The sequence below is a fragment of the Paenibacillus sp. J22R3 genome (assembly GCF_056269305.1).
In genome coordinates this window covers 218842-243677 of the sequence record NZ_JBWDNS010000004.1, presented here as the reverse complement: position 1 = coordinate 243677, position 24836 = coordinate 218842, and the positions used below count along the sequence as shown (strand labels likewise).

The 24836-nt window shown below is 52.3% G+C and carries 20 protein-coding genes; 4 read left to right on the top strand and 16 right to left on the bottom strand.

From position 1 onward, the window contains the following. Positions 1-26 precede the first annotated feature (26 nt). Positions 27-914, bottom strand: coding sequence for an AraC family transcriptional regulator (locus AC0YN4_RS19860; protein WP_475836581.1), 888 nt, complete (start codon positions 912-914; stop codon positions 27-29). A 156-nt stretch (positions 915-1070) separates the two neighbouring features. On the opposite strand from AC0YN4_RS19860, the gene AC0YN4_RS19855 reads away from it, so the two are divergent. Continuing rightward, positions 1071-3143: a beta-galactosidase gene (locus AC0YN4_RS19855; protein WP_475836580.1), complete on the top strand. Its 2073-nt coding sequence runs from the start codon at positions 1071-1073 to the stop codon at positions 3141-3143. A gap of 72 nt (positions 3144-3215) precedes the next feature. Here the strand turns inward: AC0YN4_RS19855 and AC0YN4_RS19850 are convergent, their stop codons facing one another. Further along, positions 3216-3887, bottom strand: a complete 672-nt coding sequence (locus AC0YN4_RS19850; RefSeq protein ID WP_475783511.1) for a TerC family protein — start codon at positions 3885-3887, stop codon at positions 3216-3218. Positions 3888-4517: 630 nt separating this feature from the next. On the opposite strand from AC0YN4_RS19850, the gene AC0YN4_RS19845 reads away from it, so the two are divergent. Beyond that, positions 4518-4757: a hypothetical protein gene (locus tag AC0YN4_RS19845; RefSeq protein ID WP_475836579.1), complete on the top strand. Its 240-nt coding sequence runs from the start codon at positions 4518-4520 to the stop codon at positions 4755-4757. Positions 4758-4915: 158 nt separating this feature from the next. On the opposite strand, the gene AC0YN4_RS19840 is transcribed toward AC0YN4_RS19845, so the two are convergent. The 4 genes from AC0YN4_RS19840 to AC0YN4_RS19825 all read right to left on the bottom strand — a co-directional run bounded on the left by AC0YN4_RS19840 (position 4916) and on the right by AC0YN4_RS19825 (position 10468). After that, entirely contained in the window at positions 4916-6805 is a 1890-nt protein-coding gene (locus AC0YN4_RS19840; protein WP_475783510.1) for an ABC transporter ATP-binding protein, read from the bottom strand. Next, positions 6798-8546, bottom strand: a complete 1749-nt coding sequence (locus AC0YN4_RS19835; protein WP_475836578.1) for an ABC transporter ATP-binding protein — start codon at positions 8544-8546, stop codon at positions 6798-6800. The genes AC0YN4_RS19840 and AC0YN4_RS19835 overlap by 8 nt, the downstream gene beginning before the upstream one ends. Before the next feature lie 202 nt (positions 8547-8748). After that, entirely contained in the window at positions 8749-9624 is an 876-nt protein-coding gene (locus AC0YN4_RS19830) for a VOC family protein (RefSeq protein WP_475836577.1), read from the bottom strand. 16 nt (positions 9625-9640) lie between these two features. Next, positions 9641-10468: a sugar phosphate isomerase/epimerase family protein gene (locus tag AC0YN4_RS19825; RefSeq protein ID WP_475836576.1), complete on the bottom strand. Its 828-nt coding sequence runs from the start codon at positions 10466-10468 to the stop codon at positions 9641-9643. A 300-nt stretch (positions 10469-10768) separates the two neighbouring features. Between AC0YN4_RS19825 and AC0YN4_RS19820 the strand changes: the two genes are divergently transcribed. Together AC0YN4_RS19820 and AC0YN4_RS19815 are read left to right on the top strand one after the other, a co-directional pair. Then, positions 10769-11962 carry a ParB/RepB/Spo0J family partition protein gene (locus tag AC0YN4_RS19820; protein WP_475836575.1) on the top strand — a complete coding sequence of 398 codons (1194 nt, stop codon included), beginning with the start codon at positions 10769-10771 and terminating at the stop codon, positions 11960-11962. A gap of 121 nt (positions 11963-12083) precedes the next feature. After that, positions 12084-13085, top strand: a complete 1002-nt coding sequence (locus AC0YN4_RS19815) for an NAD-dependent epimerase/dehydratase family protein (protein WP_475836574.1) — start codon at positions 12084-12086, stop codon at positions 13083-13085. Between the two features lie 51 nt (positions 13086-13136). On the opposite strand, the gene AC0YN4_RS19810 is transcribed toward AC0YN4_RS19815, so the two are convergent. The 10 genes from AC0YN4_RS19810 to AC0YN4_RS19765 form a co-directional block, all read right to left on the bottom strand. Next, on the bottom strand, positions 13137-14090 hold the full coding sequence (locus tag AC0YN4_RS19810; protein ID WP_475836573.1) for a hypothetical protein: 954 nt from the start codon (positions 14088-14090) through the stop codon (positions 13137-13139). A 79-nt stretch (positions 14091-14169) separates the two neighbouring features. Continuing rightward, complete coding sequence (gene arsC / locus AC0YN4_RS19805) at positions 14170-14595, bottom strand: arsenate reductase (thioredoxin) (RefSeq protein ID WP_475836572.1); 426 nt, start codon at positions 14593-14595, stop codon at positions 14170-14172. A gap of 15 nt (positions 14596-14610) precedes the next feature. Further along, a complete protein-coding gene (locus AC0YN4_RS19800; protein ID WP_475836571.1) occupies positions 14611-15906 on the bottom strand; it encodes an arsenic transporter in 1296 nt (431 codons plus the stop codon). A 56-nt stretch (positions 15907-15962) separates the two neighbouring features. Continuing rightward, positions 15963-16277 carry an ArsR/SmtB family transcription factor gene (locus tag AC0YN4_RS19795; RefSeq protein ID WP_475783637.1) on the bottom strand — a complete coding sequence of 105 codons (315 nt, stop codon included), beginning with the start codon at positions 16275-16277 and terminating at the stop codon, positions 15963-15965. Positions 16278-16464: 187 nt separating this feature from the next. Continuing rightward, on the bottom strand, positions 16465-17556 hold the full coding sequence (locus AC0YN4_RS19790; protein ID WP_475783501.1) for a glycoside hydrolase family 99-like domain-containing protein: 1092 nt from the start codon (positions 17554-17556) through the stop codon (positions 16465-16467). A 461-nt stretch (positions 17557-18017) separates the two neighbouring features. After that, entirely contained in the window at positions 18018-18845 is an 828-nt protein-coding gene (locus tag AC0YN4_RS19785; RefSeq protein ID WP_475783500.1) for a carbohydrate ABC transporter permease, read from the bottom strand. A gap of 1 nt (position 18846) precedes the next feature. Beyond that, complete coding sequence (locus AC0YN4_RS19780; protein WP_475783499.1) at positions 18847-19725, bottom strand: carbohydrate ABC transporter permease; 879 nt, start codon at positions 19723-19725, stop codon at positions 18847-18849. A 106-nt stretch (positions 19726-19831) separates the two neighbouring features. Next, a complete protein-coding gene (locus tag AC0YN4_RS19775) occupies positions 19832-21247 on the bottom strand; it encodes an ABC transporter substrate-binding protein (protein WP_475836570.1) in 1416 nt (471 codons plus the stop codon). A 110-nt stretch (positions 21248-21357) separates the two neighbouring features. After that, the gene (locus AC0YN4_RS19770) at positions 21358-22926 is read right to left on the bottom strand and encodes a response regulator transcription factor (RefSeq protein ID WP_475836569.1); all 1569 of its coding nucleotides are present in this window, start codon (positions 22924-22926) and stop codon (positions 21358-21360) included. Positions 22927-22930: 4 nt separating this feature from the next. Continuing rightward, positions 22931-24661: a sensor histidine kinase gene (locus AC0YN4_RS19765; protein ID WP_475783496.1), complete on the bottom strand. Its 1731-nt coding sequence runs from the start codon at positions 24659-24661 to the stop codon at positions 22931-22933. Positions 24662-24836: the final 175 nt, after the last annotated feature.

Below are 24836 nucleotides of genomic sequence, written 5' to 3'. Positions count from 1 at the left end.
ACAATTTCGTCAATTTTTTAAACAAATTAATTGGTTTTCCATTGTTTGGGGGTCGTTCCGTACGTTTTCTTGAACAATCGGATAAAATAACTCGTCTCCATTCCAAGCTGCATGGCTACCTTCTCGACACTGCCGCTCGCATGCCCAAGCTCCTCCAACAGCTGCACCGCCCGCTTCATTCGGATGCGATTTATATACTGATTCGGTGTCATCCCGTAGCTGCCGACGAACAACCGATGAAAATGCTGCACCGAGTAGCCGGACGCTCGGGCTACATTCGTAAGGAGCAATCGCTCATTATAATGGTCATGCATTAGCTGAACACCTGCTTTCAGCGCGGCATTGCCGTCGCCTCCCGGGGTAACGGATTGCTTCAGCTCCGTCCCGCTTGAGCCCCTAATAACAGTCAATAGCAAATCATAGGCGCCCAGCGAGGCCTCCCAATAGCCGTCTTCACCACTCACGCTGATCATATGCCACAGCAGTTCGAGCTTCTCCCATAGTTCATCGAAGTTAGTCGGTTCGAAAAGATAGTGTATATTCTGCTCAGCCATCGCTGTCGCTGTCACTGCTGCCGCTTCGGATGATCGCATGATCATATCCAGCATCGTTTCTGCCGCTGCACCTCGAAACGCAACAAAACCAAGCTCCCACTGTCCATCGTCCATATCGTGAGGATAATATTCATGGCTCACATGCTCCTTCAGCAGCAATGCGCTTCCGGGCTTGAGCACAATATTCTCGCTGCCATTGATGACGAATTGGCCTGTCCCTTGCCGAGTCAGAAACAGCTGATGCGCGGGAAACCCCTCGGGTCTTATCAAATGCTTCTGCTCATGGCTGCCTATGCAATAAATAGATAGCGGCAGAGGTTTATGACGTTGGGGCAATTCTGCCAGTACAAACGGGAGCATTCTCTCTTCTCCTTTTATGTTCAAATTATCCGATTTATTATTCGTTTCGTTCGATGCGAATCCTGCAATAATATTCTATTATGGAGTTCATATAGACTGCAAATCATAAATCGCAATGCGAGAATTGTACGATAATAATGAGGAGGATTTCAAACCATGACGATAAAGCTCCAAAAGTTTCCCCCGATCAGCGACAAGCTCCCAGCTTTCATGCACGGCGCCGACTACAATCCGGATCAGTGGCAGCAATATCCGGAGGTCCTTGCCGAAGATATTCGACTGATGAAGCTCGCAGGCTGCAATACGATGGCAGTAGGGATCTTCGCATGGGCTGCACTGGAGCCGGAGGAAGGCGTGTTCACCTTCGAATGGATGGACCGCTTGCTGGATACATTCGCAGCCAATGGGATCTTCGCTTGGCTCGCTACACCAAGCGGTGCGCGTCCGGCATGGATGGCACAGCAATATCCCGAAGTGCTTCGCGTAGAAGCCAACCGTGTACGTAACCTGTTCGGCATGCGCCATAATCACTGCTTTACATCGCCTGTTTACCGCGAGAAAACCGCCATTATGAATGCGAAGCTGGCCGAGCGGTATGGCAATCACCCTGCCGTCCTAGGTTGGCATATCTCAAATGAATATAACGGCGAATGTCATTGCGATTATTGTCAGGATGCATTTCGCGAGTGGCTGAAAGCGAAGTACGGTTCACTTGATGCGCTCAACACAGCATGGTGGACGACTTTCTGGGCACATACCTATACGAATTGGGAGCAAATTGAGTCTCCGGCTTTCCACGGTGAATTTCTGGTGCATGCCCATAATTTGGATTGGCGTCGTTTTGTCAGCGATCAAACGGCGGACTTCTGCAGACATGAGGTTGCTTCGGTTCGACCGTTCAACCCACAGCTTCCGATTACAACCAATATGCATATGATCGAAGGGCTGGATTACCGCAAGCTTGCCCAAGAAATCGATGTCATTTCGTGGGATGCTTATCCGACCTGGCATTCTGCCGCCGACGATATCGGGCAGGCTGCTTTCTTTGCCTTTTACCACGATTTGTACCGTTCCTTGAAGCGGAAACCTTTTCTGCTTATGGAAAGCACACCGAGCTTAACGAACTGGCAGCCTGTCAGCAAGCTGAAGCGTCCGGGCATGCACCGCCTTTCTTCCCTGCAAGCGGTGGCGCATGGCTCCGATTCGGTACAGTACTTCCAGTGGCGCAAAAGCCGCGGCTCCAGCGAGAAGTTTCACGGCGCTGTCGTCGATCATGACGGAACGGAGCATACACGCGTGTTCCGGGATGTTGCTTCGCTTGGAAAGACATTATCCGGTTTAACAGAGGTGCTGGGCAGTTCGACGCCTTCGCAATCAGCACTACTCTTCGATTGGGATAATCGCTGGGCGATCAAAGACTCGCAAGGACCGCGGAACATCGGGCTGCGTTATGAGGAAACGGTCATTGCGCATCATAAAGCCTTCTGGGATCTCGGTGTTCCCGTTGATGTGGTCGGTTCCGAGGAGGACTGGTCCTGCTACAACCTAATCGTCGCTCCGATGCTGTACCTATGCACCGAAGAGACAGGACGCCGGCTGGAGAAGTTTGTGGAGAACGGCGGCACGCTCGTAACCACGTACTGGTCAGGCATTGTCGGCGCAACCGATCTCTGCCATCTCGGTGGTTTCCCGGGGCCGCTGCGTAAGACGCTTGGGATCTGGGCGGAGGAAATCGAAGGCTTGTATGACCATGATCGCAACGGATTGGTTTTATCAGAGGGCAATCGCCTTGGGCTCAGCGGAACCTATGAGTCGCACGAAATTTGTGAGATCATCCATGCGGAAGGCGCGGAGGTGCTCGGCGTATATGAGAGTGACTTCTATGCGGGGCAGCCGGCGCTGACCGTGAATCGACTTGGTACAGGTCGCGCCTATCATATGGCGACGCGGCTTAAGGGAGATTTTCTGCGTGACTTCTACGCTCGTATTGTGAAAGAGGCAGGCGTTAACCGCACGATGGACACGGAGCTGCCGGATGGCGTGACTGCGCAGCTGCGCTCAGATGGGGAGCATGATTATATCTTCTTGATGAATTTCAGCGGTGCCGCGCAAAGCGTTGCACTGGATGAATGTGCTTACGAGGAGCTTGAGAGCGGAGCTGCGGTTGGCTCGTCTGTTCAGCTTGAAGCGAACGGGGTTGCATTGTTGAAGAGAAAATCACGGGGGTAAATAGAAAAGGCGGGCTGCTTGGGATTCTGAATCCCTTGCGGCTCGCCTTTTGTTCACATTCAAAGATGGATGTTAAGCTCCCTGTACTTCGGAACGCCCACGTTTCTGTAAGAGGTAACCAATAGCGATGACAAGCAGTCCGCAGATGAACGGGAAGATATTGTCCGCATACTCGGAAACTTTGTGCAGCCCCGATTTCACGGTTTCGCTCTCTTCCAGCATTTCACCGGCCGTGTAACCTAGAATGCCGGCACCGAGATAAATAAAAATCGGGAATTTGTGCAACAGCGACATGATCAACTGACTGCCCCATACGATAATTGGGATGCTTAGCGCGACCCCGAGCGACATCAGCCAAATATTATTGTTGGCAATGGCCGCAATCGCCAGTACATTGTCCAAGCTCATAATAAAGTCGGCCATCACGATGATCCGGATCGCTTTCACGAGCGATTGCGCACCTTCGATGTCCTTGCCGTCACCATCATCCTTAAGCAGCTGTATCGCTACCCAGAACAGCAGCAATGCGCCGGCCACTTGGATGAACGGGATTTTGAGCAAATATACGGCAACCGCAGTCAAAATAATCCGCAGCCCTACAGCAGCCATCGCTCCCCACCAAACCGCTTTCTTCCGGTGCTGCAAAGGCAAATTACGGCTCGCGAGCGCGATAACAACAGCATTGTCGCCGCTAAGTACGAGATTGACCAGCATTATTTCTGCAAGCAATACTAGGTATTCCATTCCTCAAGCTCCTTACGTCAGACTGAGTATCATCTAGTAGTCGATTATCTCACAGATCATTTCAAATTGTCTATTGACGTTCGCTCTCATGTAGACCTCCTGGTACGCTTCTTCCACTCATTTCGCCGCGTTTGCTCCCATGTAGACCTCCTGGTACGCTTCTTCCGCTCATTTCGCTGAAATTGCTCCTTGTAGACCTCCTGGTACGCTTCATCCGCTCATTTCGCCGAATTTGCTCCCATGTAGACCTCGTGGTACGCTTCTTCCGCTCATTTCGCTGAATTTGCTCCCATGTAGATGTCCCGGTACGCTTCTTGCCGCTCGCGAGAGCAGCTGCATGGCCGATGCATCTGCTCTACAGTGCAAATGTTGCGCATCCGGCAACATTTGCGCCGAAAATCTGCCCTCTGCTTCGATAATGTTGCGGCAAAGGCAACATTATCATTGATTATCACGATAAAAGGCCCGGATTTATCTTGAATGTTGCATACAGCGCAACATTTTGCTGGTCTAGTGAGCCAGATTAGAAAAATGTTGTCTAATAGTCACTATTTTTGACTCGAGAGACCTAGTGTAGATTAGTTGATCGACCGAGAGCAGATTACTTCGTGCGACCAAGAGTAGGTCAGTTTGAGAGACCGAGAGCGGGTCACTTCGAGCGAACGAAAGCAGGTAGCTTCGAGCGACCGAGAGCAAGTTACTTCGAGCGAACGAAAGCAGGTAGCTTCGAGCGACCGAGAGCAAGTTACTTCGAGCGAACGAAAGCAGGCAGCTTCAAGCGAACAAGAGCAAGTTACTTCGAGCGAACGAAAACAGGTAGCTTCGAGCGAACGAGAGCAAGTTACTTCGAGAGCAACCGAGAGCGGATAGTCCGCTTTGGACTAACAATCCCGGCACCGAGGCGAGTTTCACCACTCTATCCACAGATTTACTCACAAACCATCCACATTTGACCAAATTTCCGGGGATAACTTCCATAGTTATCCCCATTTATGCCCCGTTCACCCGCTCTATCCCCGCTATCCCCGCTACCCCACTCCGCAACTCTTCTTCACACCAACAGCTGTTGCAGTCGCTGCTCCAGCCGCTCCCGCGGCAAGCTGCTGTGCTTTCCGCCCTTGCGAATGCCGGTACAGCTCCTCATAATATCCGCCGCGCGCGAGCAGCTCCCTATGGTTGCCTTCCTCAACGATCTCGCCTTGTTTCATGACGAGGATCCGGTCCGCTCCCATAATGGTGGACAACCGATGCGCGATAACCAGCGTCGTCCGCCCTTGGGAGACGACCGTCAGCGCCTCTTGAATGAGCTGTTCGGAATGCGAATCCAAGTTAGCTGTCGCTTCATCGAGAATAAGGATCTTCGGCTTGAACACGATGATTCTCGCGAATGAAATCAACTGACGCTCGCCGGCAGACAGCCCGCTCCCCCGCTCAGACAAGCGTGTATCGTAGCCGTCCTTCATCCGTCCGATGAGCGTATCCACGCCTACCAGTCTGCACGCCTCCATGACTTGCTCCCTCGTAATCGTCTCGTCAAACAATCGGACGTTATCGATGATGCTGCCGGAGTAGAGGTAGGGCTCCTGCTGCACCAAGCCGATCAACCGATGAAGCGTCTCCTGCGGCAGATCGCGAACATCGGTGCCATCAATCGTGACGCGGCCTTCCTGCACATCGTAGAATCGGCAGAGCAGACTGATGAGTGAGCTTTTGCCTGCGCCGGTTGTCCCGACGATTCCGATCATTTCGCCCGGCTTCACATGCAGATCCAGATGATGAATAACCGGCAAGCCATCCTTGTAGCCGAATTTCACGCCGTCAAAATCAATCTTCCCTTTCACAGCCGCAGCATCCAAGCTTCGTACATTCTCGGCATCCCGCACTTCCGGCACCGTACCGAATATTCCCCAAATCCGGTTCAACGATACCGTTGCGGATTGAAGGGTATTCCACTGCTGCGAGATATTATTGATTGGCTGGAAGAATTGACGAATGTACGTAATAAACGCGAAGAGTACGCCAAACGGAAGACTTTCGCCCAGCACCGCATTGCCGCCAAGCCACGTGACGAATGCAACGGACAAGTTGCCCATAATTTCAAAAGAGCGGTTAAACAGCACGTTCGTCCGAATTTCCCGCAAATTGGAGCGGAAGTAGAGGCGATTCTTCTCATCGAACTGCTTCTGCTGTTCTCTCTCTTGATGGAACACTTGAATGATGCGCATGCCGGCCAAATTCTCTGCAACAAAAGCAACCATTCTCGACAAATTGGTTCTCGCCATCTGGTAGGTCGTGTGCATATAGGAACGGAATGCGAAAGCATTCAGTGCAATGATCGGCAGCAAAATAAGGCAGTAGAGCGTCATCCTCACATCAAGCTGAAACATTAACGCGATAATGAACACCAGTGTCAGGCCGTCACGCAGCACGCTTAGCAGCACTTGCGAGAAGAACTGATTGAGCGACTCCGTATCGCTCGACACATGCGTGATGAGACTGCCGCTTGGCACACGGTCGAAGTACGACATCGACTGCTTCGAGATATGGCGGAACAGCTTCTTGCGAATCGCAGCAACGATACCTTGGGCGGCCTTCTGAAGCAGATTATTTTGCAAGAACGTAAATACAAATCCTGCGACTGAAAGTAGAAGATAAAGGCCTGCAATGAGAAAAAGCGTATTCGGGCTGCGATCGCCCTTCATCAAATGATCATCGATCGCAATCTTAACCAGATAGGGCTGCAGCAAATCTGCGGCGATCGCAACGATAATACAGCCAAACACGGCCAGAAAGGTCAATCGATACGGCTTCGCATATGCGATAAGCCCCTTGTAAGCTTCCTTATTACTCTCTTTGCTGGGAGCAACCGGACTATCTAATCTCGCGTCCACCTGTCCGTTGTTGATGATTTTAGCCAACGCCGCTTCCCTCCTCCTGAATGGCATGGAGCATGGCATAGATGCCGCCCTGCGCAAGCAGTGATCCATGCGTTCCCCGCTGCACAATCCGGCCCTCGTCCAGCACGATGATTTCATCGGCATGTTTGAGCGCGCTGATCCGGTGAGCGATAATGATCGTTGTTTTGTTCTGACGTTTCTTACGAATCGTATCAATAATAGCGGTCTCCGTAACGGCATCGACGGCGCTGACGCTGTCATCCAGAATGAGAATCGGCGCATCCATCATCATGCCGCGTGCAAGCGCAGTCCGCTGACGCTGACCGCCGGAGAGGGTAACGCCCCGCTCGCCCAGCTTCGTCTCGAAGCCATCGGGAAACGACATGATGCTCTCGTGAATCTTGGCATGCCGCGCTGCTTTCTCCACTAGGGCAAGGTCTGCACCGCGTTTGTAGAACGAAATATTATCCCGAATCGTCGAGCTGAACAGGAACCCATCCTGCGGAACATAAGCAATTCCACCGCGCAAATTCTCAAGCTTCAAGCTGCGCAGATCCTTATCGCCGACTGTTACTGCCCCGAGTGGAGGATCGTAAACGCGAAGGAGCAGCTTGGTGAGGGTTGTTTTGCCCGAACCTGTCTTCCCTACGATGCCAATCGTCTTACCCGGTGCTACCTGAAGCGAAATATGCTTAAGCGCCTCTTCCGGCGAATCCGGATACGTGAAGGACAAGTCGTTGATCGACAGCGTCTCGCGCTCCCAATCGACCTCCACCGCAGAAGGCTCTTCTTTAATTTCCGGCTGCTTGTTCAGCAGATCATTCAATCGCTCGACAGACGCGCGAGAACGTTGAATCGTATTGATCACATTCCCGATCGCCTGCAGCGGGTTGACCATCATGCGAACATAGAGCGTAAGGGCAACGAAGTTACCGAGCGTAATCGTGCCGCCAAGTGCCAAATACCCGCCATAAGCCAGTGTAATGATGAGGGATAGTGCCCCGAGAAAAGGAATGAGTGCTTGAAAATAAGACGAGATGCGCACCAGCTTCAGCTGATTATCCCTGATCCGGTCAACGGATTTGCCGAATTTCTCGTTCATAATGTCTTCTACCGCAAATTTCTTCGTCACGCGAATGCCGCCGAACTGTTCTTCCGCAGATTCCGTCATCGCGCCAAGCGACTCCTGGACAGCAAGAGAGCGCTTACGAATGTTAGGTCCGACTCGCACGACTACCCATGGGATGAGCAGCAACGGCGAAATACAAACCAGAATCAGATAAATCGGAATATCGCTCAGAATCATCATGACGATAACGGATATAATGAGCATCACAGCGTTCGCCGTCTGATTGACGCCCATCGCAATTGACTCCCGTACAGTCGTTACATCATTCATGACATAACTGAGCAGTTTGCCGACGCCGTTCTTCGAATAGTACTGCTCGCCAAGCGTGGTGAAATGGCTAAACAATCGCCTGCGCGTATACCATTCAAATTTGCGGCCCACATACATAATATGAAACTGTCCGATACCGCCAAGTACGCCATAGGCAACGCCAATTAAGAGTAAGATCATGCTGGAATCCCAGACTGCGTCTTTGGTAAGCCCACCTTGCTGGAGTTGATCCGTGAAACTGCCGAGCACTTTCGGAAAATAAGCCTGAAATATATTCGCCGCAATGGAAAACGAAATGCCGGATGCGTAGATATACCAATTGTTGCGAATATACGTTACCAGCAACCCTCGCTGACTTGCCATGAAGCAGCTCCTCCCTCTTACCAGTAATTGCATATCTCCACACAAAATTGTGTACATAATGAAGCGGTGTACGTCTAGATAAATCAAGCAAATCAATGATAGTAGCGTCCATCCGAATTTTGCAATTATCACACATTTTACTCAGCAAAAAAGCCTCTTCCAGGTCGATGGATAATAGAGGCTTTGCGTCATAACCATTCTATTAGCGCGGCGCTTGCGATCGGACGATAAGCCGAATCTCGATGCCGGACGGGTCGCGTACGATGACCGTTCCGCGGTCGGTTTGCAGAGGTACACTTGCAGCCTGCAAACGTGCGAAGAGCGCCATTTGCGCGGATTCGTTTGGAAGTATGATTTCATAATAATCGAGTCCCGGCGCGTTCTCCGGTGTTAACGCTGCGCCGATGCCTGCCCACACATTGAGTCCGATGTGGTGGTGATAACCGCCTGCTGAGATGAAGAGCGCAGAATCCGCCATTTGAGCGACAAGCGCGAAGCCGAGCACATCATGGTAGAAATGTTCCGTAGTCGGCAGTTCAGAGACATGAAGATGAATGTGTCCCACTGTCGTGCCTGCAGGCAGTCCGCTCCACGGTGCATCGCCGGCTTCCGCCAACAAGCCCTCCCAGTCGATCGGATCGAGGCCCATCACATACTGCCCCTTCTCATCGCGTTCCCACTCTTCGCGAGGGCGGTCTCGGTAGATTTCGATCCCGTTGTTGTCGGGATCTGCAATATATAACGCTTCGCTCACGAAGTGATCAGCCTGCCCAATGTGGATGCCGCTTGCAACGAGGTTGCGCAGCGCAAGGCCGAGTGACTTACGGTCCGGCACCAGCAAAGCATAGTGATACAGACCCGCTCCTGATCGGCGCGGACGCGGCACGGCATTCGGGATTTCTCGCAGATGCAGCAGAGGTGCAGAGCTGTCCTGTGCACTCAGCTCCGCTGTGCCTTCTCCTTGAGAGAGAACCTGCAGCCCTACAACTTCACGGTAGAACGCAAGCGAACGCTCCAAATGGCTAACTCGCAAATGGACCTTTCCGATTCGGGTTGCGGCATCAATGACAAAGGACATTTCAATCACCTCTTCTCTATAAATATTCCGCTACAATCTCTTTAATCCGATCAAGCCCTGCCCACATGTCGCCGGGACCATCATAAATAAGTACGATTGCGCCGTTAAACTCAGCCGCACGCACGGTTTCTAAGCATTTGAGAAATTCTTCTCGATCAGGGTATCCGTCGCCGTCATACTGCGCTTTGGCATGAACGGATACGCTGCGATGCAAGGTCATAGCAAACTCTGCATATTTGGTTGGAAACGCGAAATTGCCGAAGTCTGTAATGAAATCAGCCGCGTCGCCGATGCTCTCTAATAATTTCACGCTCGATGTGCCCGTTGAAGTGAGCGCCTTAAAGTTCTCGGTTACAACACGCACACCTTTCTCAGAGGCATAACGACCAAGCTCGATAAGGCCATCAGCTGACTTGCGGATCGCTTCTTCCTGATCCGGCTGCGCTTCTCCGGCAATGATGCGAATCTGCTTCGCGCCTGCCAGCGATGCGATATCAATCCACTCCCGCATGAAACGAATGTCTGCTGCACGCTTCTCTTCGTCTTCGGAGGTGAGGTCGCCATAATCAAGCAGCAGCGTATCGAAGGACAATGCTGCAGCGCTGAATGCTTCCCGCAGCTGTGCTAAATAATCAGGGTCTGTTGATGGAATATGAAAGTGACATACTTCTGCTGCTTGGTACCCTCTTCTCGCCAGTTCGGCTGGGAGCTCCAGCAGGGTCAACGCTTGCGGCTGTTCCTGAACACTTTGCTCATGCTGCCCGGCCTTCGCATTCCACGTCGTAAACCGAAGCGGCCCCAGCAGCCGATGCAAACTCCACGTGCTAATCGATAAATAAGACAACTTGAATAACCTCCTCTTAGCTCCATTCAACAATAAACAAAGAATGTCTACATCGTATCACATCCCAGATCATTAACCAATTTAGGGAAATGGTGTAAAGCAGCACTATGGACGCAAAAAACAGGCTAAGAAGTTGTTTTCATCATAGCCATGAACATAGACAAACGATTTCCGTTTCATGCTAAGCGATTCGCGGAATTCCCAACTGGATTTCTCACGAATCCGCGTGAACTCTTTTTCACAGAATGGTTCCTGGTATATAATACGGGGGACTCTTACTGTGAAGATAGGAGAAATCATATGGATATCATTCAAATTGCGACTCATCTAATCGATGAGGATACCGACCAGCCGCGCTATCAGTTCGATGAAGAAGCGCTTCAGGAGCTAATGAAGAGCATCGAGGAGATCGGCCTGCTCTCCCCGATTAAAGTGCGTACCACCCCAGGCGGACGTTACAAAATCATCTATGGCAACAGACGCTACAAAGCCAGCAAGATGCTCGGCAAGGAAACCATCCCCTGCATCGTTTCGAATGTGACCGATGAAATGGAAATTTATTTGGAGCAAATCGCGGAGAATTTGACGCGGGAGGGCTTCTCGCCGATCGAGGAAGCCGAAGCGTTCCATAAGCTGATGAACGAGTCCAAATTCAACAGCTCGATCAAGTACCTCGCCGGCAAACTCGGCAAACCCGAGAGCTATATCAAGAACAAATGCGAGCTGCTGAAGTTCGGCAACTCCGTGCGGAAGCTGATTGTCAGCGGCACGGAAATTCGGGAGGGCAAGCTGACCGAAGACCAGTTGCTGCCGATCAAGGATCTTCCGATTGAGCATCGCGATCCGCTTGCACTCATTATCGCCCGTGACGCGCTGCCTGTCAGCGATGTGAAGAAGATCGCTAAACTGTTCAAGGACAAAGAAATTTCGTCCGGCACGAAGGACAAGCTGCTCTACAAGAACGGACATGAGCTGCTGCAGACGTGGTCCACTGTGCAGCAGAACAAGGCGGAGCGCGAACGCGCAGCTGAGCTTGCGGCGGAGAAGGCCGAGCTCGCCGCCGAGGCGAAAGCCGAGCGAGCACGGCGCGCGGCGGAGGCTGCGGCCGAAGCGGAAGCGCTGGCCGCTGCGGCGGTGACGCTAGCCGCGAGCGGGGCGATGCCGACGGCAGCTGTGCTCGGCGGCGGCGATTTGTTCGCTGCCGCGGCGGCCGAAGCTGCCACGGCAGCGGGCGGCACGGCAGCGGACGGCACGGCTGCAGGCGGCACGGCTGCAGGCGGCACGGCTGCAGCAATAGCAGCGGCTCGCGAAGAAGCGCGGCTTCTTCTATCCGCGCTGCCATTGCCGAGCGGCTTGGCGGATGAGGCCGCCTCCGGCGAGGAGCTGCAAGCTTTGATCGCGGACATCGACGGAGTTATGGCCGCTCTGGCTCAGCGCGCAGCAGCCTGGCAGTCGCTTCGCGAGCTTGCGGTCGCCGCTGTTCGGGGACGGTAGCGCTGTCATTTCAGTAATCTTTGGCCAGATTAGGATTGCCATTCGAGCAGCCTCCTGTGGTACTATTAGCTGGAGGTTTTGCTTCACAGGATTAAAGACGAGAGAGTGAGGATGTTTCCACATGAGAGTTGTTATCCTAGGCGGTACCGGCAATATCAGTACAAGCATTGTTCGTCTTCTGGTCGCGCAAGGCCACGAAGTAACTTGTTATAACCGCGGCCAAAGCAGCGTCGACCTGCCTGCCGGCGTGCGCGTCATCAACGGAGATCGTCAAGAGCGCGAGAAATTCGAGCAAACGATGCAGCAGGAGAAGTTCGATGCCGCAATCGATATGATCAGCTTTAATCGTGAAGACGCGGAGAGCAGCATTCGTGCCTTCCGCGGCGTACAGCAATTTGTTCAATGCTCGACGGTATGTACGTATGGCGTGGAGTATGAGTGGATGCCTGTTACCGAGGATCACCAGCTGCGTCCGATCAGCGGCTACGGCCAAGGTAAAGTGGATGCCGATACGGCGCTGATGGAAGCGTACCACCGCGAAGGTTTCCCGGTTACGATTCTGAAGCCGTCGACTACTTATGGTCCGCAAAGCGGCGTTCTTCGCCAAGTGGCATGGGACTTCTCTTGGATTGATCGTATTCTCAAAGGCAAACCGATTCTCATTTGCGGCGACGGCAAAGCACCTCACTCCTTCCTGCATGTCGACGATGCTGCCAAAGCATTCGCAGGCGTACTCGGCAAGAAGCACTGTCTGGGCCAAACATATAACGTGGTACCGCGCGGCTTTACGACTTGGGAGCAGCAGCATAAGCTTGCTATGAAGGTCCTTGGCAAGGAAGTTGAGCTGGTAGGCGTACCGCTGCAAACACTCAAATCCTTCGATGCCGGCCGTTTCGGCATTTGCGAAGAGATTTTCATGCACAACGATTACTACAGCTGCGAGAAGCTGATGCGCGATGTGCCTGAGTTTATTCCGACCGTTTCCCTTGAAGAAGGGATGCGCCAAGTGTTCGAAGTGATGAAGCAAGAGAATCGCATTCCGAACTCCGACAACGAGACTTGGGAAGATGAAATCATTGCAGCGTACCGCGGCGCTTTTGCACCGCTTGCCGCTAAAGCATAATGGAATTGAAAGACCCTGAGGCACTATGTGCTCAGGGTCTTTTTGCGTTGTTTATGGAAGCAGCAGTCGGTCGAGTCCGATGGCGCTGATTAGCATGCGTTCTTTCTTGCTGCCCATTAGCTGCTGCGTCCAATCGACGAAACCGCCGTCGCCAATGTAATGCACTTTATCGTCTATCGTTGTTTTAATCGTAAATTGAAGCCCTTTGTAGTAGGCATTGTCCGATGGCTCCCTATTAACAGTGACTGTCAGCTCCGGCGCTTGCTCTCGGATATGTTGAATGAGGCGGCTGTTCAGCCCTTCCGGATCCGTATAGCCCGGGCGAGCGTTCATGATAATTTCGATCTCCGCTCCTCCGAATTGTGCTCGGAACATCTCGCGGTAAACGGCAATATGCTCCCAGACAGCCTGTTTCTCGAAGGAGTATGAGCCGTTGTCCTTCCCCGACGTTACCATGGCATAGAGGCCAAAATGCGGCAGAAACCCCGGGACATTCGGGAATTTCTGTGCCCGAACATGGCGATGGGTCGTGCAATAACGCAGCATCTCCTGTGCGTTGCTCAGGTCCCCGGACTTGAGGCCGTCCGCGATATGGAGCGCGAGCAGGTTGGTCACATCCGCGACGACCTCAGTGCCTCTGAGGGAGGAGATGATTTTGTTCTGATCGGCCGGCGCCACGATGGAACAGGATCCTAGCGGCGCAACGGGCGACAGCTGTACCGGCGCGTAAGCATGCTGCTGCGCAATCCGCAGCAGATCGAGCTCCAGCTGCTTCAGCGCAAGCGGATCGACGACCGCCGGCTTCACGAAGCGGTTCTCCTTGTAGCTTCGCAGCAGCTCGCTCGGTTGCCGCTTGGCGGTGCGCTGCCTGAACACTTCCAGCAGCAGCGTGCTCAGGTCCGAGCCGGACATACGCTCGGACAACACTTCCACGAGATCCTCCTGCCCCAGTTCGCGGAGAATTCGCTTGAGCTCGCCTCGATCGGATTTATTTTGCGTAGACATGGCCCTGCCCCCCCATCACAAATGTTAAAAAAGAGTATACTCCACCGTGGGGACGAATGGAACTCCGATTTCATATCGACTACTTGCCATCTCTCACAAATTGCTCCATTCGCTCTCTTATCGAACCGCGTACTTCTCTGAATTTCTCTATGACTTCCTCGTCCGTACCTGTCGCTTTCGCCGGATCTTCGAAACCCCAATGCCATCTTTCAGCTTTATCATTGTGCACAACCGGGCAGTTATCGTTAGCGTGACCGCAAAGGGTAATGATGTAATCCGCAGCTGCTAAGATGTCGGGATCAATGACATCCGAAGTATGATGCGAAATATCGATTCCCGCTTCCTTCATGATTTGAACGGCACGCGGGTTCAAGCCATGCGCCTCAAGGCCTGCGCTTTTCACCTCGTATTTATCGCCGCCAAGCGCCTCTAAATAGCCGTGTGCTATTTGGCTTCTGCATGAGTTCCCTGTACACAAGAAATATACGAGCGGTTTGTTATTCATCGTTTATAGTCTCCCTTATCCTGTTAGTAAACGTAGCCAGAGATACAATCCTGTCAGCGTGATGAAGAGCGTTGGAACCGTAAGCACGATACCTGTTTTAAAATAGTTGCCCCATGTGATCTTAATACCTTTGCGAGATAGCACGTGCAGCCACAACAAGGTCGCGAGTGATCCGATCGGCGTAATCTTCGGACCCAGATCACTGCCGATGACGTTGGCATACACCAGAGACTCGCGGATTACGCCTTGCGTGGCGGTTCCATCTATGGCAAGCGCGTTAATCATCACGGTCGGCATGTTGTTCATCATGGACGACAATATCGCTGCAAGGAAACCCATGCCGATTGTGGAGATATATAATCCTTTTGCCGCGATCGCTTGAATGACACTGCCGAGCTCATCAATTAATCCAACGTTGCGAAGTCCGTAGACGACAACATACATCCCAATGGAGAAAATCACGACCGTCCACGGAGCACCTTTGACAAGCTGCCATGTAGGGATGACTGGGCTGCGGCGTGCGGCAAACATAAACAAAACAGCGACGACTCCCGCAATGACCGAAACCGGAACGTGGATGAACGGACTTACGAAGTATGCAATCAGTAACCCTGCTAAGATAACCCACGAAAGTTTAAATAGATTTCTGTCTTTGATCGCATCGGCTGGTTTTCTGAGCTGCTTTACATCGTAGCTGCCGGGGATGCTCTTGCGGAAGAACAGAATTAATACCGCCAAGCTCGCCAGCAGTGCGAACAAATTCGGAATGATCATTCGGCCGGCGTACTCTACGAAGCCGATGCCAAAATAATCGGCAGATACAATATTAACAAGGTTACTCACCACAAGCGGAAGCGAGGTCGTATCCGCGATAAATCCACTCGCCATGATGAACGGCAAGATCATCTTCTGATCGAAGTTGAGCGCTCGCACCATGGCAAGAACAATCGGCGTCAGAATGAGCGCGGCGCCGTCATTAGCAAAGAATGCCGCTACGGCTGCACCAAGGAGAACGACGTAGACAAACATTAGCTTGCCATTGCCTTTAGCCAGACGCGCCATATGAAGCGCTGCCCACTCAAAGAAGCCAAGCTCGTCGAGAATAAGTGAAATCAAGATGATCGCGACAAAAGCAAGCGTGGCATTCCACACGATGCTCGTGACGTTAATGACGTCGGCCCAATCGACCACGCCGCAAATCAGCGCAAGAATCGCACCGCCGCTTGCTGACCAACCTATGTTTAGTCCCCTAGGCTGCCAGATGACAAAGGTAAGCGTGATAAGAAAGATAAGGGTTGCAATGACAAGCATGATTTCCTCCGAACTTCGTTAAATCAATTATTTTTGATTAATTGTCCGTAAAAAATTTAACAACAGTCTGAATTCTGATCTTTGGGTCTGAAAATGCAGCACAGCTGCTCGGAAAGAAGGGCTCCGATTTCAGTCGGATTAAGCTCGTAATAGCTCCATGTGCCTTTTGTTTCTTTTGTAATTAAGTTAGCATCCAACAAGATCTTAAGGTGATAAGAAAGCTTGGATTGCGGCATATCAACGATTTCGGTCAAATCACACACACATGTATTGCCGCGCTGACAGAGTTCGAATAAGATTTGCAGCCGCTTCTGATCGGCCAGCGCTTTAAATTTCCGCTCGTAGTCGCTAAACGAAATGGACGGTAAAATGAACTGATTTACAGGTAACTCTTTCTTCAATGGAATCACCTTCTTGTTGGAATAAGGGACAGGCCAATAGATCAACTTTTTTTGATTAATAGTCTTTGAACTAAAATAACACGTTTTTACTTGGCGGTCAAATTATGAAGCTCAAATGATAAAACCTCCGATGGAAACCATCAGAGGTTTGTAAGCGTTATGTGCCAAACACGTTGTGAATCGCTTCTAAGTATTTCATGCCATGAATCGTATCCGGCTCCAGGTAGCCGCCCTCCGTCCACTCGTTCCATGCATAGATGGTGAACATGCGCGTGGCAAGGTTGGACTGATCGAGATAGTCTTTCACCTCTTGCAGATTCGCCTCGAAGGCATCGGGGGTATTGCCGGTCAGGATCGGCGTATACGGATATTCCCCGCGCACGAGCGGAATATCTTGTCTGCAGCGCGGCGAGGGATCCCAGCCCATCGTCGAATTGGGGTAGTATGGAACCTCGAATGCATCGCGGAACTCCGGCCATTTGGCGACTGCTTCTGCCGCACAATCTGCGTAGGGAGAACCCGGGAACGAGGCCGGCTCCACATGGTGAATCCAAACGTAGGAAGTAACACTATCAATGTTTAGCGTTCGAATCAGCTCATTCGTGTCGGGTCCGATGATTTCGCGATTGAGCTCGTTCAGCCCCCACTCCACCAGATTGAGATGGAGCTCGCCGCAGCCGGCTTCACGCGTCTTCTCCCGGAAGGACTGCAGGGCATCTCTTGTTTCCGCGATGCCGCCGAGCCCTTTGATCAGGGTATGGCACTCGTAGATGGAGAAATAGAGTTTACCTTCGATCTTCAGAAAATTAGGCTCGTTAAAATATCGGATAATTAAATAATCCGTCATCGCATCGAATCGCTCACGCGTTACCTCATTGTGATTCGCCCACATGATGCCAAAACGCAGCCGGTCGCGATTAGGCGCCTGCAGGAATCCATCCTCCAGCGCACGATGCAGGAACGGCCCTTCGCCGCCGCCCATATCCCAGTACCAGTCATAGATAAACGAAGTGATGCCATGATCCGCGGCTGCATCAATCTGCTTCTCCGACACGGCAGGGTCGGACTCGTCAAGCTCGCCCCAGAGCGGCACCTTCGGCTGCTCATGCCCCTCGAAAACCGGCTTCGCCACCCGAAGCGACGGCCACTCCGTCCAACCTTCGCCCTTGGCCGCCTCATTCTTCGGATCCGGATGCCACTGTGGAAAATAGTACACCGCTACTTCGTACGCTTGGTTATGCTCTGCCATAACTAATCATCGCCTCCTGCGAATATACTAGACGCTCTCGCTAATGTAGACCTCCTGGTACGCTTCTTATTCCGAATTGAGCTCATTCTCGCTAATGTAGACCTCCTGGTATGCTTCTTGCTCATTGCTTGCCAATGAGCGGTAACCGGTACCTCTCTTGATCTCTTTTCGTCGCTTTCCCACCAGTGAGAGGTAACTGGTACCTCTCTCGCTCTTGATCTCTTTTCGTCGCTTTCCCACCAATGAGCGGTAACTGGTACCTCTCTCTTGATCTCTTTTCTGCGACTTTTCCTCCGATGTGTTACTCCTAGAACCACTTTCACCGAATCTGCTACTTTCCCTTCGATGTGTCGCCCCTAGAACCACTTTTTCGCCGAATCTGCTACTTTTCCACCCATGTGTGGCTCCCTGAGCTACTCTTTCACGCGGTTAGCGCAGCTGCATCCACCGCAGAGCCGCCCCTACCCCTTCACCGCTCCCGCGGTTAAGCCGCGGAGCATGTACTTCTGCGTAAACGCGAACAGCACGACGAGCGGCAGCACGGCCAGCACGCTGACGGCGAACACGGGGCCGTAGTTGACGGATTGTTTGTTGAACATGAATTGGACGATTTGCGGCATGAGAGTCATTTTCTCCGGCTGGTTAAGGAAGATGAGCGGGGTCAGAAAATCATTCCATACCCCGTACACATTCGTCACGATAAACGTACCGGTTGCCGGCAGCAGCAGCGGGAAAATAATCCGCCAGTACAGCCGCAACGGTCCGCAGCCGTCCAGACTCGCCGACTCCTCCAGCTCCCGCGGAATCGACTTCGTGAACGCTGCATACAGAAACGACGCGAACGGGATGAATCCCGCCGTATAGATCAGCACGAGCAGTGTCCGCGTATTCATCAGATGAATATCGACCGCCATCGTAAAGAGCGGAATGAGCGAGCCTACCGCCGGAATAACCATGCCGGAAAGGAAGAATATATAGGCGAAGCGAAACAGCTTCTCCTGCCTGCGCGAGAGCACATAACCCGCCATCGAGGCTACCAGAATGGTGAGCCCAAGCGCTCCTGCTGTAATCAGCAACGTATTGGACAACCCGCGGAAGAACGCCATATCGGTGAAAGCCGATTTGTAATAGTCCAGATAGAAGCTGTGCGGCAGCTCGTAAGGTTTGAAGAAATAACGCGGCTCCTTGAAGCTCATCTCCACCAGGAAGAAAACCGGGAACAAGAAGCATAGTGCCGCTGCAAACAGCAGCACCTCAAGCACAATCGAGGGTCTCCGATTCAGTCCCATGCTATAGCTCAACCTCCCTGCGCCGCGTGATGCTGAGCTGAATAATGGTCACGATGATAATGAAGACCGCCAGCACGATACCCGCAGCTGTCGCATACCCATAGGTCTGGTTCTTGAAGGCCGCATTATAGACGGCGAGAAACAGCGTGTACGAGGACGAACCCGGCCCGCCATTCGTCAGCAAGAAAGGCAGATCGAACAGTCGAAGCGCACCTACAATGGTCAAAAACAGCACGATCGTCACGGACGGCATCAGCATCGGCAAGGTCACCATGCGAAACAGGGCAAACCCCTTCGCGCCTTCGATATCCGCAGCCTCGTAAATATCGGTCGGAATCGCCTGAAGTCCAGCGAGATAAATCAAAGCACAATACCCAATTGCCTGCCACTGCGTCAGCAAAATAATCGTCGGGAACGACGTGTACACCGTGCCCAGCCAATCCTGCACATTAACCTCGCCGATGATAGGCTGCAGAATGCCGTTGATAAAGCCGTCATACTTCAGCAGCTCGCCCCATACAACCGAGGTTACGACGAGACTGATGATGACCGGCAAATAGAAAGAGGTACGCAGAAAGCCGCGCGTCCGAAATTTTCGATTGAGCAATAGTGCCAGCAGAAGGGCCAGCGGGTTCTGTACGACGAGGCCAAACAGCACCATTTTGAGCGTATTCTTCATGCCATCAAGCATTTGCACATCCTGAAACAAATACTTGTAGTTGTCGAGTCCGATATAACGCGGCGCCTTAATCCCGTTCCACTCGGTAAAGGAATAGTAGATGCTCTGCAGGAACGGATAGTAGAAGAACATGCCGAAGATAGCAAGCGCCGGCACGAGGAACAAACAGGCGATCCAGTATTGCTTGCGATTCAAACTCATTTGACTTCACCTACTCAGGTTGGACTTTGTAAAACACGTTCAGCCTTGCGGCTGAACGTGTTCATCATACTGTGGATGCTAATGCCTACTTAGGAGTACTTACTGCTTATTCTGCCGGCGGTGATACCGTCGCTTTGTCTTTCTCGAAGCTGCTTTGCGCGGCTTTCAGATCATCCGGGTTGAATTTGATACCGGATACGACCTTCGTGAGCAAATCAAGCATGTTTGTTGTCGCGCTTGCCGGAATGTAGCTAGTAATGTTGGATGTCACAACCGTGCTGTTGGCAACCGCTTCTTGAACGGCATCCATAGCCGGGTCATCGTATTTCACCGTTACATCAGTGAAGGAAGTCAGTGCGCCGTCACCTTTCATGAACGGGCTGATAATGTCTTGCGTCGTCATGAGGTTGATCAAGTCTTTGGATTCCTGCATCAGCTCGGTCTTCGCATTAATACCGAGCGCTTCGTTGCTGCCGAGGCCCATTGCCACTTTACCTTCATCGTTAGCAAGCGGGAAATAGCCGATATCGAACGGTTCGAAGCCGCCTTTGGAGATGTTATCCGCATTGGCGCCAGGCATCCACGGACCTTGAACGATCATGGCCGCTTCGCCTGAAGCGAACATTTGCCCAGATTGCGGCCAGTCGATGCTAATCGCGTTTTTGTTGAAGTAGCCTTTGGATTTCATCGTTTCAAAGTTGGTGTAGACCTTCTGAATGAGCGGATCTTCGTTGAGCTTCACTTCGCCGTCGTAAATTTTCTTGCCAAGCGTAGGATCGGCCAGCTGGTAAGAGCTCATCCAGTTCGTGAAGAAGAGCTGTGCCGTCCATTGATCCTTGAAGCCGAGCGTGATCGGCGTTTTGCCGGCGCCTTTGATTTTCTCGGCTGCGTCGAACAGCTCTTGCGTTGATTTTGGAGGATTGATGCTAAGGTCGGAGAAAATCTTCTTGTTATACCAAACGCCGCCGCCGATGGATAGACCCATTGGTACGCCGAATGTTTTGCCGTCTGCGTGGGTTTGGAAATCCTTCTGACCGCCGTCGTTCAGACGCGGAACCCATGGCTCTGCGGAGAGGTCAAGCAGGTTGCCGGATTTTGCAAAATCTACCCCTTGGTAGAACACGACATCCGGCGCGGAGCCCGATGCGAATTGTGCTTTCAGCTTGTCGAAGTAAGTAGCGCCGAGCACGACATCCCATTGAATCTTCGCTTTCGGATACAGCTTCGCGTAGCCCTCTTCAACAGCTTGCTTAAAAGCCACCATATGCGGGCGATCATCGAGGAACCAGGCGCCAACGCGGATCGTGAACTCCTTGTCATTGGCAGCCGGTGCAGCTGCATCGTCGGCAGCCGCTTCGTTCGTGCTGGTATCATTGGTGGCAGCTGTATTTGTACTCGTATCCGTCGTTGTACTGCTGTTGTTCGCCTTATTGCCCTCGTTGTTGTTTGAATTTCCGCAAGCTGACATGACCGTTGTCAGAAGCAGTACACCCGCCAGCGCTGATAGTCCTTTGAGCTTCATTGCACCAACACCCTCTTTTCGTCTACTGTGATCTCACAAGTTAAGTGTAGCGCTTTCATGATGCCCAGAGGATAGCTGCATTTTACCGTTTCTATGCTGGATTTGCTTTCTTATTCCTCCACGAGACCTTGTCCGCCCCTAACATGCGCGCGATAGGCACTCGGAGAGAGACCGACTTTCTTCTTGAACATGAAGCTAAAATGGGCCGTATCCTTAAAACCTACCGCATAGGCAACCTCATAGGTTTTGAGATCCTCGCGCAGCAGCTTCGTCTTGGCCGCCTCGATCCGGTAATCCCACAGCATATCGGTAAAATTGTGTCCGGTCTCCTTCTTGATCAGCCGGCTCAGGTAAGAATAATTGACATTCAGCTTATTGGCCACTGCCTGCAGCGTCAGCTCCTCCGCGAACCGTTCACGAATAATTTGCTTCACATCCGAGATCACCTTCAGCGGGGAATCCTGCAGCTCCTGCTGCATGAAGACTTGATAGGCAATGAGCTGACGCTCCAGCTCCTTCATAATGTCAGTCAGCAGCACGGCTTTAATCAGCTTCTCGCGGATGTCGACAGACATGCCGTGGGAAGGACGAATGCCGAGATCCGCCAGCGCCGCTTCTGCTTTCTCTATCAGATGAAGCGCATAATGCTGCATGTCCTTCTTGCTTGCGCCGACAGAGAGCATGCTGCGGTAAGAGTCCTTCAAGAGTGCACGGATTCCCTCGGGATCGTTGCTGCGCAGTGCATCCGCAATCCGACTGAGCGATGCGTCGGTTTCCTTCTCTTTCTCCGTCAGGAATGACTCCATCGCATCGTAAGCAATGACGGAGTTTTTGCCGAGCAGCATGCGGTATTCCATGCATTTCTTCACTTGGCGCAGCGCCTCCGGGAGCCGGCAGAAGGTGACGAAGGTCTGGCTGATGCCAACCGACAATGACATCGCGCGAGATCCGCTTATCGATGTGATCTCCTTGGCGAAGGCCATTAACGGCTCGCGGCCGGCGCTCAAGCCGGATTGCTGCCTTAGCGGCACGAACAGGTAAATCCCGCTCGCGGATGAAGCAGTCCAGCCCTGCAGGCCGATGCCCCCGGCGGCTGTCTCAATTTGCCCGCGCAGATGTGCCGCCGCAAACGGGAAATGCTCGTTATCCGAGTCGCGCGGCGCATCAAGCTCGGCATACAGCAGAATGAACTCGCCATCCTGCAGACCGCTTAGTTGCAGCCACTGCTGCTTATATGCCGCTGATTGCTGCTCGTCTGCCAGCAGCTCAAAGAACTGATCATGCTCACGCCAGCCGGCCAGCATCGGCTCATGCTCACGCAGCGATCCGACCGTGCGGATCAGTTCCTCCGGCAGGAAGGGTTTCGTCATGAAATCCGATACGCCCAGCTTTACCGCTTGCCTCGCATAGTCGAACTCATGATAGGCTGTGAGAAAAATAATCGGCATGTCGGCATACCTCCTGCGCACATGCTCCGCAAACGTAATGCCGTCCATAACAGGCATCCGAATATCCGTAATAATGACATCCGGAAGCGTCGTGCACGCGCTCAGCATGCCAAGCGCTTCTTCCCCATTAGCCGCCGTCCAAGCCACCTCGCAGCCAATCGAGGACCAGCCTTCCATCCCCGCCAGAAATTCGCGAATCTCGCGTTCATCATCCACGATCATAATCCGCATGTGCTCAGCCCTCCTCGTTATCCTGCAAAATCTGTATGGGCATTAGCACCCTCGCCATTGTTGTTCCTTCAAGGTGGAGCAAGGTGATTCCGTAGGTGTTCCCGTAATGAAGCCGCAGCCTGGCATTCACATTATCCAGGCCGGTCCCAAGCCCCTTCGGATGTTTCAGCAAGGAATCACTGCTGCCGGCGGCGGTCTCCAGCAGTACTACGCTACCAAGCGAGCTGTTCTCAATCTCGATGACCAGCTCATATTGCTCTTCCTTCACGGTAATGGAAATCGAGCCTCCTTCGGGCAGCCGGTCGATACCGTGAACGACGGCATTCTCTACCAGTGGCTGGAGAAGAAGCTTAGGGACGGCGATTTTGCGATACATATCAGGCAGGTCGATCGTGTAAGACAGGCGTTCTCCATAGCGGTAACGGTGGATTTCGAGATATTTGCGCACAAACTCCATCTCGGTACCCAGCTCGACAAACTGATTGCCGGGCGTAATCGAGAATCGGAAAATACCGGATAAATGCTGTACCATCTGCGGGATATGCTTGGCTTTCTCCTGTGAGTGGGACATGATGCTGATGTATTCCATCGTGTTGTAGAGGAAATGAGGATTAATGTACATGCGAATGGCCTTCAGTTCAGCTTCGCGAACCAGTAGCTCATTCTTATAGTTGGTCTCAATCAGATGGCTTGTCCGCTGCACCAAGCTGTTAAAGCCATTACAGAGCATCGCGATTTCGTCCGTCGTGGTGATGCCGCTGATGAGCTGATATTCCTCCCGCTCCGCCGCGCGCATTAACCGCGTTAAACGCTGGATGGGGATTGTAATTCTACGCAGGATGACATAGGTCACAATCGTAATCGCGAGCCATGCCGCAACTGTTACGCCAATGGAGAACAGAGCCTGCTTCTGCACAAGCCCGCCGGTTCCGGGGTTCGCAAGCAGGACATATTGAAATTCGGAGTAACGCGACTTCTGCTGAATAACCAGCTCGCTCTGCAGCTTGCGGCTGTCGAGCAAATGTCCGATTTGATTTTGCAGGGAGGCGGTCATGATCTGATTATCTGCATTCGTAATATAAAAGGTTCCGGGGGCGTAATCCACGAACAGCGAACGCACCTTGGCGGCATCGAGCGTAATGATCAGACGGCCGATCTCGGAATCGGCTGAGGGGCGCTGGCCTTCATCGAAGATTTTGACCACGCAGGCCATGCGTTTATCGTCATTAAAGAATGCCCATTCCGGCATTCGGTCAAATTCGAACGGCATTTCCCAGAACGCTTCCGCGTAGAGCAGCCGCTTCTTCGCATCGGTGCTGTACAGCACCTTATTGTTGATGCCAAGCACATACAAGTCGCCGACAAAATCGCCGATCTTAAGCTTCGCTGTAGCCAGCTCGGATTGCAGCAGCTCCGAGACGGATGCGTTTAAACTCGCGTTGACTTGGCCTTTCTTGACGTTACGGAACATGGCTTGGAGGAGTACATTTTCGCTGATGGGCAGCATTTGGCTCTTAACGGCATAAAGCACTTCGTCAAACTTCTCGGCGGAGCCGGACAGTCCTTGCTGCGCTTCTTCGGTAGCTTTCTTCTCGATGAGATGACTGGAGCGAATGTAGAAGGTGGAGCTGACAATAATTAACGGAATTAAGGTGAGCAGCGAATAGATGATGAGCATCTTGTAAAACAACCTGGAGCGAATGGGATCTAGCAGATGCGAGGTCAGCCATTTCATAGAGGAGTCTCCTATTCGGTTAGTAAGCTGCTAGTGGGGTTTGCCTCTATTATGCTATAAACGATAGGATATTCAAGAGGTAAGGTGTCTGTCCCCTATAGAATGTTGCTTTACAGGCAGCATCTCTGGATAATCTGGGAGAATCTATTAGGAAAAGCTGCCAATAAAAAAGCCG